The following is a 14,846-nucleotide window of genomic DNA, read 5'->3' on the forward strand; positions in this document are numbered from 1 at the left end:
GAAACCGCATGCCCCGCCGTTCGATCCTCTCCGCCGCCGAGCGCGAAAGCCTGCTGGCGTTGCCGGACACCAAGGATGAGTTGATCCGTCACTACACGTTCAGCGAAAGCGACCTCTCCATCATCCGGCAGCGGCGCGGCCCGGCCAATCGGCTGGGCTTCGCGGTGCAGCTCTGCTACCTGCGCTTTCCCGGCGTCATCCTTGGCGCTGATGAGCCACCGTTCCCGCCATTGCTGAGACTGGTCGCCAACCAGCTCAAGGTCGGCATCGAAAGCTGGGACGAGTACGGGCAGCGTGAGCAGACCCGACGCGAGCACCTGGTCGAGCTGCAAACGGTGTTCGGCTTCCAGCCGTTCACGATTGGCCACTACCGGCAGGCTGTCCAGTTGCTGACCGAGCTGGCCATGCAAACCGACAAGGGCATCGTGCTGGCCAGAGCCTTGATGGGGACGATAGAGAAAACGGAAAAAATCGTACGTTAAGCGTACGGCCTGTCAGGTTGAGGCCCTAGAGGTTGCCGGCGAGGCGTCAGAAAATGCTGGAATCGGCCCTATCCTGACGCGGCCCAAGGTTCCGGCCTGACGCCTAGTTAGGGCGTACCGATACGGTACAATTAATTTTTGAAATGGCGACAAACGGCTATTTTCTGGCGGTTGTATCACAGACCAATTCGATGCTATATTTACAATTTAACTGGGGGCGCTGGTAAGCGTAATGCAATACTACGCTAAGCGAGGCGAGACGATGATGCACAAGCATGGGATGGGCAGATAGGTTTTTTGAGGCTGTAAAAAAGTTAACACACTCACATGAAGGGGGTGAAATGGATACACGATTATTTGCATTCGTCGGCGGAGACAGCGGTCTTTGGCGGATCGTTGGAACCGAAACCATAGTTGGCAAGTCACTGCCTGAAGCCAAAAGGCTCAACGTAATATCTGCCTCAGAGTTGCAGCCCGAAACCAATGCACCCTGGGTACTTCGCGGAATAACAAGCAATGAACGGTATGTCATGCGCGAAGAGAAGAACGAAATTGTGGTGAAGCAGCAAGGGCTAGCGCGCCCAGAAGCAACTTGCGCTGCGTTGATACCGATCCGAAAAAACGCAGCTTGGTGGGAATTCACGCAAGACGAGCGCCGGAGCGTTTTCGAAAAGTCAAAGCACATCCAAATCGGGCTCAACTACTTGCCTGCAGTAGCGCGCAAGCTCCACCACTGCCGCGACCTCTCTGAAAATGAACCGTTCGATTTTCTCAATTGGTTCGAGTTCGCGCCAACCCATGAGGCTGAGTTCAACGCATTGCTTTCCGAACTGCGTGCAACAGAGGAATGGAAGTACGTTGACAGAGAAGTCGATATCCGTCTCGTGCGAGAGGCGGCGTAGGTCAATCCCCGTCTGACCGCTCAGAGGCGTTAGCGGGCAGCCGGCACTGCATCTATTGATTTTGGATAGCTTGGAACCCGGCATTTCACTTGCAATTAATTCGAGCACGCCGCCATGAAATGCGAGCCGCCGCCGTCGATTGCAAGCTCGTTTGCAGATAGCGTGAGCATCAGCGCGCCGTCAGTTGCAGTTAATTCGAGCCGAAAGCGGCGTCGAATGCGAGCACGCCCGTTTTCAAACGCGAGCCGCTACAACTACCTGGTGCCGCCCGCGAAATTCGCCAGCCTCAAGCAGGCCAGCGAATTGCCGCTGGCCGTGGCCACCGATTGCGACCAGTACCTGCATGACCGGCTGACGCTGCTGGAAACGCAGCTCGCCACCGTCAACCGCATGGCGCTGGCCAACGAGCTGCCGGACGCCATCATCACGGAGTCGGGCCTGAAGATCACGCCGCTCGATGCGGCGGTGCCCGATACCGCACAGGCCCTGATCGACCAGACGGCGATGATCCTACCGCACGTCAAGATCACCGAATTGCTGCTGGAGGTAGACGAATGGACGGGCTTCACCCGGCACTTCGCCCACCTGAAGTCAGGCGACCTGGCCAAGGACAAAAACCTGTTGCTGACCACGATCCTCGCCGACGCGATCAACCTGGGCCTGACCAAGATGGCGGAATCGTGCCCCGGCACGACCTACGCCAAGCTGGCCTGGCTGCAAGCCTGGCACATCCGCGACGAAACCTACGGGGCGGCACTGGCCGAGCTGGTCAACGCGCAGTTCCGACATCCCTTCGCCGAGCATTGGGGCGACGGCACCACGTCATCGTCGGACGGCCAGAACTTCCGCACCGGCAGCAAGGCCGAGAGCACCGGCCACATCAATCCGAAATACGGCAGCAGCCCAGGGCGGACGTTCTACACCCATATCTCCGACCAGTACGCGCCGTTCCACACCAAGGTCGTGAACGTCGGCGTGCGCGACTCGACCTACGTGCTCGACGGCCTGCTGTATCACGAATCCGACCTGCGGATCGAGGAGCACTACACCGACACGGCAGGGTTCACGGACCACGTCTTCGCGTTGATGCACCTGCTGGGCTTCCGCTTCGCCCCGCGCATTCGTGACCTGGGCGACACCAAGCTCTACATCCCGAAGGGCGATGCCACCTACGAGGCGTTGAAACCGATGATCGGCGGCACGCTCAACATCAAGCACGTCCGCGCCCATTGGGATGAAATCCTGCGGATGGCCACCTCGATCAAGCAGGGCACGGCGACGGCCTCGCTGATGCTCAGGAAGCTTGGCAGCTACCCGCGCCAGAACGGCCTGGCCGTCGCCCTGCGTGAGCTGGGACGCATCGAGCGCACACTGTTCATCCTGGACTGGCTGCAAAGCGTCGAGCTGCGCCGCCGCGTGCATGCCGGGCTGAACAAAGGCGAGGCGCGCAACGCGCTGGCCCGCGCCGTGTTCTTCAACCGCCTGGGGGAAATCCGCGACCGCAGCTTCGAGCAGCAGCGCTACCGGGCCAGCGGCCTCAACCTGGTGACGGCGGCCATCGTGCTATGGAACACGGTCTATCTGGAGCGGGCCGCGAACGCCTTGCGTGGCCACGGTCAAGCCGTCGATGACGGCCTGTTGCAGTACCTGTCGCCGCTCGGCTGGGAGCACATCAACCTGACCGGCGATTACCTCTGGCGCAGCAGCGCCAAGATCGGCGCGGGCAAGTTCAGGCCGCTACGGCCGCTGCAACCGGCTTAGCGTGCTTTATTTTCCGTTTTCTGAGACGACCCCCTTATGCTCGGTCGCCGGATCGGTGATCGCGTAGAGGGTGGAGGCGTTATCGCCATCATCACCGCTTCCGAGGCGAAACGCCGCGTCGACGCAGATGCCGCACGGACCGATGGTTGATCCTGGCTCGAGATCGACGAGATTGCTGTCCTTGACGCGCTATTCGCGGTCTTAGCCCTTGGCGATGAAGGACTGAACTGCTTGTAGAGCGTCGGTCAGCTGCTATGTCATGGACGCACCTTCATCTTGAGTTGGATTGGACAAGCTTCCGTATAAGGCCCGCTGTAACCGTCAGATGACGGCGAAGAAAACGATGGGCAGTATTCACAGCCACTTAGCCTTCTTGAAGCGCACAAATAGGAAAACGCACGATATCGCTATCACTCCGAGCACGACAAAGTATCCGTAGGCCGTGTCCAGCTCCGGCATGTGCTTAAAGTTCATGCCGTATATTCCAGCGATCGCCGTCGGGACTGCCAGTATTGCCGCCCAAGCCGCCAGCTGGCGGGTGATCACCCCCGTCCTTTGCGCTTCAAGAAGGCTGCTGGCCTCAAAGACCGTGGACAGGACAAGCAGGAGGCCGTCGACCATGGACTGCACGCGGTGGACATGGTCCGCGACGTCGTGGAAATATGGTGTCATTTCGGCGCTGATGCAGGGAAAGTGGCCGCGAACGAGCTTTCGCACCAGCTCGGCCATAGCCCCGAGCGTGCGCTGGAACCGCGTGAGTTCGGACCTTAGTTCGAAGATTCGCGCCACCTCTTCTGGCCCGAGGAAATCGTGCAGCGACCGTCGCTCCATCGCCAGGACGTCGTCCTCGATCATTTCGAAGATGGGCAGATACTGGTCGACCACGCGATGCAAGATCGCGTGCAGCACATAGTCGACACCCTTGCCGAACTGCGTCGGCGATGCCTCGAGTTGCTCCCGAAGTTTGCCCAGCGCTCCGGCATTGCCGTGCCGCACGGTGATAAGGTGATTGTGACCGGTGAAGATCGCCATCTTGCCGTAGCTGATCCGGTCGCCGACCAGCTCGGCGGTCTGCGCGACGACGTACAACTCATCGTTGTAGACCTCGAGCTTGGGCGGGCACAGCGGGTGCATCGCGTTGTCGATCGCCAACGGATGAAGATTATATGTCCTTTGGATCGCGAGTAGTTCCTCGGGGGTGGGTTCGCTAAGCGCGATCCAGCAGAAGCCCGAGCGACTCTCGCCCAACTTGACGTGCTCATCGAGCGCGATTTCGCGAACTCGCTTGCCTTCGTTGTAATAATAGGCGGCGATGATGCTCATGCTGGCCTCGCGGGAATGTGGAGGCCACGCTGGACGGCCGGTCGAGCCAGCCCGCGTCCAAGCCATGCGCGGACGTTCGAAAAGCTGCTGAGGCCAAGGATGTCACCCGCAGCGTAGAATTCCACCAGCGCATTCACCCAGCCGAGCGTCGCGATGTCCGCGATCGAATAGTCGTCGACGATCCAGTCGCGGCCTTCCAGCCGGCGATCCAGAATCCCCAGCAGACGCGTGGATTCGTCGATAAAGCGCTGTTGCGGCCGCTTGTCCTCATAGTCCTTGCCGCCAAATCGCAGGAAGAAGCCGAGCTGACCGAACATCGGCCCGATGGCCGACATCTGAAAGAACACCCACGCTAGGGTCTCGTAACGCTGGCCTGGTTCGGTGGAGATGAACTGACCCGTCTTGTCGGCCAGATAGAGGAGGATCGCACCGGATTCCCATAAGGCGATGGGTCTACCGTCAGGGCCAGCCGGATCGATGATCGCCGGTATGCGTCCGTTCGGGTTCAGCGACACGAACGCCGGATCCTTCGACTCGTTGTTCGAGATGTCGATCAGGTGGGGCTCGTACGCCAGGCCAGTCTCCTCAAGCATGATCGAGACCTTGACGCCATTGGGCGTAGGGGCTGCGTAGAGTTGCAGGCGATCGGGATGAGATGCCGGCCAGCGCTGCGTGATCGGAAAGGACGAGAGGTCTGGCATAAATCTGCGATCCTGGTGTTGCGATGGCGACTGACTGGAACGAGCCGTCACTCTGAAGTAGGGTTCGATGACCGCGTCGCTGAACGACGCGGTCACGAAGATTGCGGACCGGATCGGCGCAGTGGCAACGGCAGTGAAGCCTATTCCGCCGCGGTCCCGGCCGCTGGCTGTACGTCGTCAACCTTTTGGCGCTTCGGAAGCACCCAGCCGGGACGGACGAAGTGGCAGGTGTAGCCGCCCGGGCGCTTCTCCAGATAATCCTGGTGATCGGGCTCGGCCTCCCAGAACTCGCCGACCGGCTGGACCTCGGTCACCACTTTGCCATCCCACAGCCCCGAGGCATCCACATCGGCGATCGTATCCTCGGCGACGCGCTTCTGCTCCTCGTCGACATAATAGATGCCCGACCGGTAGGAGAGCCCACGATCATTGCCCTGGCGGTTCAGCGTCGTCGGATCGTGGATCTGGAAGAAGAATTCCAGGATGTTCCGGTAGCTCGTCACTGTCGGGTCGAAGACAATCTCGATCCCCTCGGCATGCGTGCCGTGATTACGATACGTGGCGTTCGGAATATCGCCGCCCGTGTAACCCACACGGGTCGAGATGATGCCGGGCCGCTTGCGGATCAGATCCTGCATGCCCCAGAAACATCCTCCTGCGAGAACAGCGCGCTGATGCATGTTAAGCCTCCTCTACTTGATCGAGATATTCACCGTATCCCTCGGACTCCATCTCGTCGCGCGGGATGAAGCGAAGGGACGCTGAGTTGATGCAGTACCGCAGACCGCCGCGGTCGGAAGGACCATCGGGGAACACATGGCCGAGATGACTGTCTGCGTGTACTGACCTGACCTCCGTCCGGACCATGCCGTGTGCGCTGTCCCGCACCTCGTTCACGTTTGCCGAAACGATCGGCTTGGTGAAGCTGGGCCAGCCAGTACCCGAATCGAACTTGTCCGTCGAAGCGAACAGTGGCTCTCCCGACACTATGTCGACGTAGATGCCAGGCTCCTTGTTGTCGTTGTACTCGCCCGTGAAGGGCCTTTCGGTGCCCGCCTCCTGGGTAATTCGGTGTTGCTCGGGAGTCAGGTGGTCGATTGCTGTCTGTGACTTTTCAAACTTCATTACAGTCTCCAATACTTATCTAGAGGGCCAGGCACGCTACCGCTAATTTTTTATGTCTCCTGATTTGCTCCTACAATGGTAGTGGGATGGCAAACGAGGTTTTACTAAGTGTTGGAAAATTAGAGATTTAAATTTCGCGTCTATTAGTTCTAGCGCAACTGAGTGGTTAAGCAAGTACGTAATCAGTAAATATTAAAAAAATAACACAAAAGCACGATTATATAATACAGTGTCAGTGTTTTATGATAATCAACAACGCCTGTTTAGATGCTGGTAGATGGGGTTGTACGCCGGAATCCCAGAAATTTCCGTCAGCCCAGCTCCAGTCCCGCCACGAGCGCATCCAGGTCGATGAACTTGCCGTCAGTCTGGAAGGTGTAATGCCCGTTCAGCAGGATGTGCCGCCAGGCCGCTGGCGACATCTGCGTGATCAACGCCAGCGCCTTGGCATTGCCAGCTGCCTCGTACTTCGTCAGCAGCAGGGACAGGATCGCCGAGTTGTAGAAGATGATCGCGTTGCCGATCAGCCTGGCGCACTGGTTGCTGATCTCGATTTCGATGTCGGTGCGGCCGGTCAATTCCTTCTTCCCACCGACTTGGGCGATGGTCGAGCGTAGCTGGTGATAGGACTCAATGCGGTTCTGCGAGCGGTGAACATTACGCTCCAGTTGCGGGTCGCGCAGGTAGCGCAGTGTGTAGATACTGCGGATGAGCTTGTCGAACTCGAAGATTGCGCGCCGCGTCGGGTTCGGCGCCGTATAGGTGCACAGCTTGCGGATCAGCGTGCCCTGCGTCATTTCCTTCAGGCCCAGTGTGGCGACGATTCGGTCGATGTTCGCCTTCTCACCGACGATGAGTTGCCGGTCGATCTGGCCAGCCGGCCGGATCAGGCATTTCTCGTACAATGCCAGATCATCGGCGCAATACAGCTCCTGCAACTGGTCGTCGAGGTCGGTGAAGCGCGGCTCGAAACGAAGTCCGAACCAGTGCAGGATGGCGAAGTTGGCCTTGTTGATGCTGTGCATGTCGCCGGTGATCGCGCTCGGCACGATGTCCGACGTGTTGCGGTACCAGATGTCGAACACGTGGTGAGCCTCGTACTCGTGTGCGCCTATCAGGTAGCCGTTCAACGGCACGTGATTGCACAGCAGCGTGTAGGCGACGACGCCCTTGCCGCGGCCGAAATATTTGCGCGAGTAGCGCGCCTTCACAGTTGGTCGCTCGACGCCGAATTTCTGCCCATCAACGGCACCGTACAACGAATCGAGGTCGAACGAGTAATGCGGGAAGATCGGCAGTGCGGCGATGGCGTTGCTGATGCAATCGTTGGCCACATGTAGCGTCGCCTGGCGCAGGTACTGCTGGTAGGTACTCTCCAGGACGTGGTACGGGATGTCGCTGGTACGTGCCATAACCTGGTTGCCGTGGTTCATGGCTTGGGCAATGATCACCGCCATCAGACTGTCGGCGTCGGCTACCTTCTTCGCATAGCGTGGCTGCAATGGTGTCAGCGCCGACAGGAACTGGCACTGGCCGTTGACGAAGCGAAACACGTCGGCGACATCGCAGTATGGCAGTTGCTCGTAGAGAGCTTGCTCGCGCGCCTTCTGGTTCTCCCCCTTGGGCTTGCGCCAGGTCAGTCTCTGCGTGTCCTTGTCGTATTCCAGGTGCGTCAGCTTGCCCTGTTTCAGCTCGCGATTGAACGCCACCCATTGCGCACGCAACTCGGCCGCCAGTGCATCGAGCTGGGCACTGACCGGCTGCCGCAGGAAGGGGATGTCCATCTGCGCGAGCACGGCGGCTTTCTCGTCCATCGAAACCAACTCGTCGGACAAATGCCGGTGCTGCAAGCTATCGTCAATGTAGAGCTCGCCCGCCTGGAAGCGTTTCCTGACCTGACGGTAAAGCCAGAATTCGTAACGATCGGCATGCAGGCCTGTCGGCGTGCCTTCGGCATCGAACATCAGCAGGTACGGACGCAAGCGTTTCGGCAGCGTTGCCGCCGGACATTCGTCGAGTGGCCGTTGTGATAGGCGCTGCTGCTTGGCGAACACGCTCTTGGCCCAAGTCAGCGCCGCGAGCCATGGGTTATCGGGGGCCGTGCCGGCGAAGTCGAGCGCGACGTACAGCGGCCGTAGATGGCGTCGAATGCGTTCGGCCAGGCCGTCCACCGCCTGCCAGTGCAGCGCCAGTTTGTTCAGTGGCTTGACGCTCATGCGCTGCGCCGTGTTTTGCAGCAATTCCCTGGACATGATTTTGTAGGCGCGTTGGCGCACCTCGCCGAACGGCGTCGGATCGGCCACGCTGTCGTCCACGTACAGCGACAGCAGGCGGCCAACCTGCGGCGTTTCCTGATGGCGTCGCAGCTGTTCGGCGACAAAGGACTGTTTCGCACCCGTGCGGCTCTCGTCCTCAAGTTTTTTCATGTGGAAGGCCATCGCGTCGACCAGGTTGTCGGTGAGCTGCCGGTAACGTACCCAGGCATAGCACAGCAGGTAGAGCCGGGTCTGCTCCGCCTTCAGGTGGCGCAGGTCATGGACGGTATAGAAGTTCGCCAGGCTCGCGTAGTACAGCAGGTTCTGCTGCGAGATGCCGAGCTTGGGCAGCAGCGCCTTGGCGATCCCGTGCAAGGACTTCAGCGTGGCGCGCTTCTCGCGCTCCCCTGCCATCTGACGCCAGCCGAAATCTTTAGCGTCCTGCTTGAGCGCTGCCAGTTGAGACAGGGTGTCGTCACGCACCAGGAGCTGGCCCAGCGCAGCTTTGGCCGATTCGTCCAACACTTCTGCCAGCAAGCCGCCCAAGCGCCTGCGTTCGGTGGACAGGGCTTCACTGACCAGCTCTTGTAAGGTGGTGTGGCCGGGCCGGATGATTTTGTGCTCGCTGAGCCAAACGATCAGTTCGGCGGCCACGAATCCTGGCATTACGTCGCGCCGCACGATCTGTTCAGCCTGCTGTGCCAGTTGCGGCAGGAAGCTAGCCGCCCACGACCGGTAGCCGAACAGTTCGGCGATCTGACCCCTCTGGCTGTAGTGCTCATGCTTGGTGATCGCCTTGCGTTCGAACGCTTCGCCGTGGAAATAGCGACTCAGCACGAAGGCGCAATCGTCCTCGACCTCATGCCAATCGAAGCGGAAGAAAGCATGCTTGGCCTTGAAGTAGCCGATCTGCAAGACGCAATAGACTTGGGCCTGCAGGCTAGGCCGGCTGCTGGCGAACGCCAGTTCAGATTCGGCCAACGCCAGGTATTCCAGCCGCTGAGCATCGTCGAAGTCCGGTAGGCCGTACAAGGCTTCCTGCTCTGCGTCAGAAAAGACGGTGAGTAGCTTATTCTTGTTGCTCATCGACCGTCCTTCCCGCACCACGCCAACCTGCTCGCGTCAATGTTTCGATCAACGTAGTGCGCTTGACATTGAAGTTGCGGCACACCGCCGCCTTAGACATGCCGCCATCGAGCGCGGCGACGATGGCGTCCAGCTTCTCACCAGTGATCGCCTGCGGCCGGCCGCCGATCCGGCCGCGTTTGCGTGCGGCGGCCAAGCCCGCGACGACGCGCTCCTGAATCAAGGCGCGCTCGTACTGCGCGAGCGCACCGAACACCTGGAACAGGAATTCGCCCGAGGGCGTCGTAGTGTCCAGGTTCTCTGTCAGCGAGCGGAACGCCACCCGCTTGTCCTTGAGCGAAGTCACAATGGCGAGCAGGTGCGACAGCGAGCGACCGAGCCGGTCGAGTTTCCACACCACCAGCACATCGCCGGCTCGAACGAACTCAAGCGCCCGCGCCAAGCCGGCACGGTCATCCTTCGCGCCAGAGGCACGATCCTCAAACAGGTGACGCGGATCGACGCCGGCGGCGAGCAGCGCGTCGCGCTGCAAGTCCGTGCTCTGGCGGTCGGAGTCCGACGACACGCGCATGTAGCCAACCAACATAGGCGGATAACCATCAAAAACAGGTTTCCGCATAATAGTGAATAGCGATAGAGTTTTCCGTACATTTTTGAGGGGGTGTTGCACAGGTAGCACAGCGGCGGCTGACAGCCTGTCGCAAAACAAATGTTTTACGACACCTCCTTGAGGTTGCCGCGTTTACATCATTACCTGAACAGGTATAAAATTCCGTCATGACAAACAAAGAAAAACCGCTCGAATGGATCGCGAGCAGCCACAAGGATTTGATGGCGTTGCCGTCCGACGTGCGTCGCCGTTTCGGTTACGCGCTCTCGTTGGCGCAGATAGGCGATCAGGATGACGCAGCAAAGGTGCTCAAGGGGTTCGGTGGTGCCGGCGTGCTGGAGGTCGTCGAAGACGATGCCGGCGGCACCTATCGAGCGGTATACACGGTCAAGTTTGCGGAAGCGGTGTTCGTCCTGCACTGCTTCCAGAAGAAGAGCAAGAGCGGAATCGCCACGCCAAAGGCCGACATGGACATCATCCGCGCTCGGCTGAAGGTGGCCGAGGTATTGGCACAGGAGCTACGAAATGCAAAAACGAATCATTGAAGGCGTCGAGGTTCAGCGCAGCTCGGGCAACGTCTTTGCCGACCTTGGACTGCCTGACGCTGAAAAGCTCAAGATCAAGACCGGCCTGGTGGTCGAGATCAGGAGGGCCATGCGCGCCCTTGGGCTGACTCAACAAGCGGCGGCCAAACGCATGGGCATCCCGCAACCGAAGGTGTCGGGCATGATGCGCGGCGACTTCACCAATCTATCCGAACGCAAGCTGATGGATTGTCTGAATCGCCTCGGCTACGACATCGAAATCAAGGTACGGCCAGCAGCCGAGCCGATCGGGCATCTAACGCTCGCAACCGCTTAATCGGAGCTCTCCTGATGGCAGCCCGCATCACCGACGACGAATGGGACGAACTGACTCCCGAGAATTTCGATACCACGGCACTGCTGCGTGCAGTCGATGCCGTGGACGTGCTGCGCGGCGATTTGAATGACAGCGCAGACGGCGCACCTCCGCAACTGCGCACCGACCTGTTGAAGCTGCATCAACTGGCAATGGCCGCGTTCAACGAGGGATCACGCAGCCGAGTGGCTGAGCTATTTGATCTCGCCGTGGATCTTCAGGATCAGGTTGATCATCTGATGACCTCGCTGGAACAAGTGCAAGAAACCCTGTCCCGGTTGACGGCGCTCTACCCAGAAAGCCTGTCCTGAATGTTCTTGGAGACAACCACATCATGAGCCGCAGCCGCCGCAAAACGCCCATCGTTGGGCACACGACCTGCCGTAGCGAGCGCGAGGACAAGAAACTCTGGCATCAGCGCTGGCGAACCCACGAGCGCACCGCGCTGGCCAGCGCGTCGCCGGAAGCTCTATGCGCCCATCTGCCTCTACTGGAAAACCAGGTCAGCAACGTCTGGTCGATGGGTAAGGATGGCCGCTCCTACTGGCCCATCAAGCGCCAGGCCGCCACGGCGGATCGCATTGCCAACCACAAGGGACGCAATCCGCAAGAGCGCGCCTCCCTGAAAAAGCGTCTGCTGCGCAAGTGGATGAGCAAATGAACCTGTCCACCATCGAGGCGCTGGCTATCGCTTGGGCGCGAATCGCTGAAGAAGCAGAACTCCCAGCCGGCTACGAGGGCACGGCGACGCCAGAGGCGCATCGGGCCTGCGAGGTGATCCAGGAGCGGATTCGAGAGCACGTCGTCGCCACCAATGACATGCGGCTGTTCGGCCTGCTGCACCTGCTTGGGCAGGCGTCGCTGCGCATGGAGCAAGCGCTGTGGCCGGAAGAATATGCGCGGATGACCCGCGAGGTCGAGGAAGCTCTCCGAGAGGCCGACGACCCCAACGCCAAGTCGTACACCCACGAAGAAGTCATGCAGGCGATGCAGGAACGCATCGACCGAGCGCGAGACAAAGCCATGTTGATCGGCTGACGGAAATTTCGGCGGTTCCGGCTGATCCAAGAATCTTGGCGTGACCTTACCTCCGCTCTACCGCTGGGTGCCAGCCTCGGCGCACGCCTAACCACCCAACTCAGAAAGGAAAATAAGTTGGTAAAACGCATTCCCGTATCCGAGCTTCGTCTCGGCATGTACATCCACAAGCTCGCCGGCTCTTGGGTTCGACACCCATTCTGGCGCGGCAGCTTCCTGCTGACCGAGCCTCAGGATCTCTCTGCCATTCGAGAATGTGGCGTCGGGGAGGTCTGGGTCGACTTGGCCAAAAGCCAAGTCGACCCAGAGAGCCCAGAGAGCCCAGAGAGCCCAGAGCCCAGAGCCCAGAGCCCAGAGCCCAGAGCCCAGAGCCCAGAGCCCAGAGCCCAGAGAATTGTCGGAGGAGCAATCTCTGCCGTCTAGTCCACTAAGCAAGAAAAGTGACGGCGCAACCTCAATGGAGAGCGAAATGTGTTATGCACGGAAACTCTGTCTTGCGGCCAAGTCCCAAGTCATGGACATGTTCCAGGAAGCCCGGCTTGGCAAGGCCGTCGACCCAAGCACGACGTTGCCGCTGGTCGGAGAAATCGCTGCCTCGGTGCTGCGCCAACCTCATGCCCTCATCAGCGTCGCACGCATCAAAACGCACGACGATTACACCTACCTGCACTCGGTTGCCGTCTGCGCCCTGATGCTATCGCTGGCCCGGCATCTCGATCTAGACGAGGAGCAAACGCGCCTGGCTGGCATCGGCGGACTGATGCACGACCTAGGCAAGGCCGCGATGCCGCTGGAAGTGCTTAACAAACCAGGCAAGCTCACCGATGCCGAGTTCGCCATCATGAAGCGCCACCCTGTGGAGGGCGCAAAGATGCTGCGCGCAGGCGGGGCCGAGCCCGGGGTGGTGGACATTGCCCTGCACCATCACGAGAAGATCGACGGAACCGGCTACCCGGATCGCTTGGCCGGTGACGCCATTTCACTCCTGGCCCGCATGGGCGCAATCTGCGACGTCTATGATGCCGTGACGTCGGAGCGAGCCTACAAAAAGCCGTGGGACCCGTCCGCGGCGATGCGGCAGATGGCCAAGTGGGAGGGCCATTTCGACAAACGCATCTTCCACGCCTTCGTCAAGGCCGTGGGCATCTACCCCGTCGGCTCCTTGGTTCGCCTGTCCTCTCAGCGTCTGGCCGTTGTCGTTGAGCCGGGAATGGAATCACTGCTGACTCCCAAGGTTCGCGTGTTCTTCTCGCTACGCTCGAGAGAGCCGATCCCGATGCAGACCATCGACCTGGCGGCCACGAGTTGCAAGGACAGTATCACTGGCCCCGAAGACCCGACGCTCTGGAACTTCAAGAACCTCGACGACTTGTGGATGGAATAGCCCCCACAAAACGACGGCCCCGTGAGGGAGCCGTTGAACATCGTCGAGCGATGCCCGTCCAGGGAGGGATGGCCGAGCTCGATTCTCCAGAAGGTAGCTGGTGACACGAGTGTTGAGCCCACCCAACTAGGGTGACGGAAATTTCTGGGGTTCCGGCTTACATCCCCATATAGTCCGAGATTATATGCTGCGCGGCTTGCTGCACCCCGCGCGGCGCACGGAAAGCGGTTACGGCATTTTCGATGAGCGGTCCCTGGCGCGGCTGTGCTTCGTACGTGCCGCCTTTGAGTCCGGTATCGGGCTCGACGAATTGGCGCGGCTCTGTCGAGCGCTCGATGCAGACGATAGTACCGATGTGATCGGGTGTATCGACCGCTTGCTTGGGCAAATCGCGACCCGGCTGGCAGCTTTAGACGCAGTGAAAACGGAGTTGGCCGGGCTGACTCATCGTGCCATCGAAGGTCACACCCATGCGTAATACCAACCAATCCGAATCAATCAAGATGCCCCGCTGGCACGCCTACACGTGGGGTGTGCTCGCCGCGCTCACTTGCCCCTGCCATCTGCCGGTGCTGGCATTACTGCTCTCGGGGACTGCGGCCGGGGCCTTCGTCAGCGAGCATTGGAGCCTCGCGACGCTCGTGCTGACGGTTCTCTTCGTCCTCTTCCTGAGAGCGGCTCTACGGGCCTTTCGGAAGCGGGCGTGACCCGCTCGGAGCACGGCGCGGTCTCCGCTGCCGAGTTGCGGCAGGCTTGGGAGCGTTGGGAATTGTTGCTGCACTGCCAGCCGCAGGTCGATCTGCGCGCAGGTTCGATCGCAGGTGTGGAAGAGTTACTAGGTTTTCTTGGACGATGGAGAAACCCCATCATGAACGCAAACGACACCCCCACTATCAGTTGCTGCGAATGTTGCAAGGAAATTTCCCTTGACGCCGCACTGACGCCGGAAGGTACCGAGTACGTCGTGCACTTCTGTGGCCTTGAATGCTATCAGCGCTTCATATCGCGCGCGGATAAGGGGTTGGGGGAGCAACGGAACAGAAAGTGCACTTAAGCTCAGTCGCTGCCCCGCAAACCCTTGCAACGTCTGGATAGTTTCGAAAAACGACCGTTTTATGAAACCGTTTCCGCTATCGCGAGGAAAGGTCACCAACACCCGAAAATCAGTGCAATAAACCTTTCTCACGAATCAAAGTTCGTTAATTCGCAGTCGCTGACGAGTAAAACGAACTCTAATTCGGCTTACGTTGGTTTTCAGTTCCATTGCTCCCCAACCCCC

Annotated in this window: 14 protein-coding genes and 3 pseudogenes; 11 read left to right on the forward strand and 6 right to left on the reverse strand. The window is 59.7% G+C overall.

From position 1 onward, the window contains the following. Nucleotides 1-8 precede the first annotated feature (8 nt). Nucleotides 9-3,145 (forward strand): annotated as a pseudogene (locus NUV89_RS29885) (Tn3 family transposase). Nucleotides 3,146-3,499: 354 nt separating this feature from the next. On the opposite strand, the gene NUV89_RS05815 reads toward NUV89_RS29885, so the two are convergent. The 6 genes from NUV89_RS05815 to NUV89_RS05840 form a co-directional block, all read right to left on the reverse strand. Beyond that, nucleotides 3,500-4,468: a magnesium and cobalt transport protein CorA gene (locus tag NUV89_RS05815; RefSeq protein WP_003464971.1), complete on the reverse strand. Its 969-nt coding sequence runs from the start codon at nucleotides 4,466-4,468 to the stop codon at nucleotides 3,500-3,502. Then, a complete protein-coding gene (locus NUV89_RS05820) occupies nucleotides 4,465-5,169 on the reverse strand; it encodes a glutathione S-transferase N-terminal domain-containing protein (protein ID WP_003464969.1) in 705 nt (234 codons plus the stop codon). The genes NUV89_RS05815 and NUV89_RS05820 overlap by 4 nt, the downstream gene beginning before the upstream one ends. A 140-nt stretch (nucleotides 5,170-5,309) precedes the next feature. Next, a complete protein-coding gene (msrA, locus tag NUV89_RS05825) occupies nucleotides 5,310-5,849 on the reverse strand; it encodes a peptide-methionine (S)-S-oxide reductase MsrA (protein WP_003464967.1) in 540 nt (179 codons plus the stop codon). 1 nt (nucleotide 5,850) lies between these two features. Next, nucleotides 5,851-6,294: a peptide-methionine (R)-S-oxide reductase MsrB gene (gene msrB, locus NUV89_RS05830; protein WP_003464965.1), complete on the reverse strand. Its 444-nt coding sequence runs from the start codon at nucleotides 6,292-6,294 to the stop codon at nucleotides 5,851-5,853. Between the two features lie 311 nt (nucleotides 6,295-6,605). Further along, a complete protein-coding gene (locus NUV89_RS05835; protein ID WP_065761565.1) occupies nucleotides 6,606-9,635 on the reverse strand; it encodes a Tn3 family transposase in 3,030 nt (1,009 codons plus the stop codon). Then, on the reverse strand, nucleotides 9,619-10,221 hold the full coding sequence (locus tag NUV89_RS05840; RefSeq protein ID WP_010465829.1) for a recombinase family protein: 603 nt from the start codon (nucleotides 10,219-10,221) through the stop codon (nucleotides 9,619-9,621). Before NUV89_RS05840 ends, NUV89_RS05835 begins: the two co-directional genes overlap by 17 nt. Before the next feature lie 191 nt (nucleotides 10,222-10,412). Between NUV89_RS05840 and NUV89_RS05845 the strand changes: the two genes are divergently transcribed. The 10 genes and pseudogenes from NUV89_RS05845 to NUV89_RS29810 all read left to right on the forward strand — a co-directional run. Continuing rightward, complete coding sequence (locus NUV89_RS05845) at nucleotides 10,413-10,790, forward strand: type II toxin-antitoxin system RelE/ParE family toxin (protein WP_003151133.1); 378 nt, start codon at nucleotides 10,413-10,415, stop codon at nucleotides 10,788-10,790. Beyond that, nucleotides 10,771-11,106: a helix-turn-helix domain-containing protein gene (locus tag NUV89_RS05850; RefSeq protein WP_001172026.1), complete on the forward strand. Its 336-nt coding sequence runs from the start codon at nucleotides 10,771-10,773 to the stop codon at nucleotides 11,104-11,106. The genes NUV89_RS05845 and NUV89_RS05850 overlap by 20 nt, the downstream gene beginning before the upstream one ends. A gap of 14 nt (nucleotides 11,107-11,120) precedes the next feature. Beyond that, nucleotides 11,121-11,456 carry a hypothetical protein gene (locus NUV89_RS05855; RefSeq protein WP_000741275.1) on the forward strand — a complete coding sequence of 112 codons (336 nt, stop codon included), beginning with the start codon at nucleotides 11,121-11,123 and terminating at the stop codon, nucleotides 11,454-11,456. Between the two features lie 23 nt (nucleotides 11,457-11,479). Next, nucleotides 11,480-11,806 (forward strand): hypothetical protein, encoded by a 327-nt coding sequence (locus NUV89_RS05860; protein ID WP_000091614.1) that lies wholly within the window; start codon nucleotides 11,480-11,482, stop codon nucleotides 11,804-11,806. Then, nucleotides 11,803-12,183 carry a hypothetical protein gene (locus tag NUV89_RS05865; protein WP_001054412.1) on the forward strand — a complete coding sequence of 127 codons (381 nt, stop codon included), beginning with the start codon at nucleotides 11,803-11,805 and terminating at the stop codon, nucleotides 12,181-12,183. Before NUV89_RS05860 ends, NUV89_RS05865 begins: the two co-directional genes overlap by 4 nt. Before the next feature lie 156 nt (nucleotides 12,184-12,339). Beyond that, nucleotides 12,340-12,606 carry a DUF3391 domain-containing protein gene (locus tag NUV89_RS29805; protein WP_306419109.1) on the forward strand — a complete coding sequence of 89 codons (267 nt, stop codon included), beginning with the start codon at nucleotides 12,340-12,342 and terminating at the stop codon, nucleotides 12,604-12,606. Between the two features lie 91 nt (nucleotides 12,607-12,697). After that, the gene (locus NUV89_RS05870) at nucleotides 12,698-13,567 is read left to right on the forward strand and encodes an HD-GYP domain-containing protein (RefSeq protein ID WP_223198360.1); all 870 of its coding nucleotides are present in this window, start codon (nucleotides 12,698-12,700) and stop codon (nucleotides 13,565-13,567) included. A 151-nt stretch (nucleotides 13,568-13,718) separates the two neighbouring features. Next, nucleotides 13,719-14,045 (forward strand): annotated as a pseudogene (gene merD, locus NUV89_RS05875) (mercuric resistance transcriptional repressor MerD); the annotation flags it as partial. After that, on the forward strand, nucleotides 14,038-14,274 hold the full coding sequence (merE, locus tag NUV89_RS05880) for a broad-spectrum mercury transporter MerE (RefSeq protein WP_017849613.1): 237 nt from the start codon (nucleotides 14,038-14,040) through the stop codon (nucleotides 14,272-14,274). The pseudogene merD and the gene merE, both read left to right, overlap by 8 nt. Before the next feature lie 134 nt (nucleotides 14,275-14,408). Continuing rightward, nucleotides 14,409-14,621: pseudogene (locus NUV89_RS29810) on the forward strand (DUF3330 domain-containing protein); the annotation flags it as partial. Between the last annotated feature and the right edge of the window lie 225 nt (nucleotides 14,622-14,846).

Origin of the sequence: Pseudomonas sp. 18.1.10 (genome assembly GCF_024655625.1) — a bacterium.
Taxonomy (GTDB): Bacteria; Pseudomonadota; Gammaproteobacteria; order Pseudomonadales; family Pseudomonadaceae; genus Aquipseudomonas.